1 protein-coding gene is annotated in these 1,961 nt (G+C 45.8%); it reads right to left on the bottom strand.

Going from position 1 to position 1,961, the window contains the following annotated elements; translation table 11 throughout:
* On the bottom strand, positions 1 to 1,948 hold a 1,948-nt coding region (locus tag AB4653_RS26115), incomplete at its 3' end, for a methyl-accepting chemotaxis protein (protein WP_372105678.1).
* Positions 1,949 to 1,961 lie beyond the last annotated feature (13 nt).

Raw genomic sequence — 1,961 nt, 5'->3', positions numbered from 1 at the left:
GGCTTTGCTGGTTCAAATCGCTGATCGCATGCGCGTTCGCTGCTATTTCTTGAGAAACCTGAGCTTGCTCTTCTGATGTCGCAGCAATGGTTTCAGCTTGAGAAGCAATAGATTCAACTTGAGAGGCAATCGACTCTAGGGCTGTGCCTGCTTCTTGCGCTTTATCAAGTACTTGGTTGGCATTTGATTGGCTTTGTGTCATCAGGTTCACGGCATTGTTAGTTGAAGATTTTAACTTCTCGATGATGCTCACTACGTCTTGTACTGACGTTTGTGTACGATGAGCCAATGTTCTTACTTCGTCAGCGACCACGGCAAAACCACGCCCCTGATCACCCGCTCGCGCTGCTTCTATTGCAGCGTTCAACGCAAGTAAGTTGGTTTGTTCTGCGATGTCATCAATCATTTTGGTGACGGTTTGAATGCTTTCGCTATCAGAACTCACTTGCTCGATGGCCGATGCTGATTTGTCTAATTGATCATTTAGCTGGGCAACATCAATACACACACCTTCAACGACTTCTAAACCTTTCTGGCTGTCTTCATTGGCTAGGCGAACATTTTCAGCAATGCTATTCACTTGCTGCGCTACAGATTCTGCCGAGGTAGCCATCTCTTCAATAGCGGTAACGACTTGCTCAACCTGTGCTTGCTGGCGGTCAGATTGGCTCAGATTGTGGCTAGCATCCTGTGACACACTGCTAGAGCTGTTTTGTACTTGATCACTGGTCGTACGAATTTCTCCAACGAGTGTATTCAATTGAGCAGCCATATTCGCAACGCCGGTATTTAGGTTGCTGATTTCATTCTTAGTCTGTTTGCCGTTGTTTGGAATATGTAAGCTGACTTCGCCTTTTCCTAAGCGCATCATGTATTCGTTTAAAGTCGTTAACGGCGTCAACGTACGGTTCAATACGAGCGTTAACACGACGATGGTAGCGGCGGCAATCAAGGTCGCGATTATCGCGATAAGTTTCAGCAGTTCGTCACTGCCTTTAGTGACTTCATTAATAAATGTGCCGCCAAGTAGTTTCCAATTCCACCCCGGGACTTCGGTATAGACGAGGTATTTTTCGCCCACTGTTCCTTGATACTCAAAAGGGTAGAGAATCAAGCCGGATGGCTGCTCAAAGAGCTGATAGAAAGGTTTGTTACCGTCGTAGTCGGCAACATCCACAATAGATTTATCACCTCCAGCATTAGTAGGGTGCAGTAAGTACTGGCCTTGATGCTCTTCTTCATTGTCAACGATGATGGTATAGCCAGTATCGCCCCATGAGACAGAACGCAATGACTCGAACAGGTTTTGTGTCGCCTCTTCTACGGGTAGACCAATGAAAGAGACACCGTTAACTTTGCCTTGTGCATTCGTTAAAGGCGCGTAGTAGGTAATGTAGCGTTGGCCGAAGAGCTTCACTTGCGCGTAATAAGCTTCGCCATTTTTGAGTTTGTTATAGCCAGGATGATCCTTGCCTAACGTTGTGGCAACAACACGTTCCCCTGACGGTTTTTTAAGAGAAGTAGACACGCGAATAAAGTCATCGCCAAATGGGGCAAATAGGGTTGCTACAGCGCCGGTGTCGCGAGTAAAGCTATCAACGAGTTTAGTGTCGTTGATTAGGCTCTCACCATATTGAGTCAGGTTAGGAATGGAATGACCGTTGAACTCAACGTCGTAATTCTCAACATAAACACCTGCTAGGTAACCGTTACGAAAGGTGGATTCTAAAACTTTGGCGGTATGCAGGTAGGCATCGAATTGGCCAGATATGGTTTTGGCCATCGCTTCTACTTTGGATTGGTGTTCCCTTAACGTGTTGTCTAATAATACTTGTGAGGCATTGCGATACACGAGCGTTGCGATAGAGCCAAAGGCGATAAGTAAGCACAGCAAAATGACCAACTTAAGTTGGAAGCCAACACTTTGATTTTTGTATTTCTCGAACATGAATTCATTATCC

The organism is Vibrio sp. 10N.222.48.A3 (assembly GCF_041475345.1).
GTDB classification, from domain to species: Bacteria; Pseudomonadota; Gammaproteobacteria; order Enterobacterales; family Vibrionaceae; genus Vibrio; species Vibrio tasmaniensis_A.
Note: the sequence above shows the minus strand (reverse complement) of the source record. Positions and strands in the feature narration are given on the sequence as shown.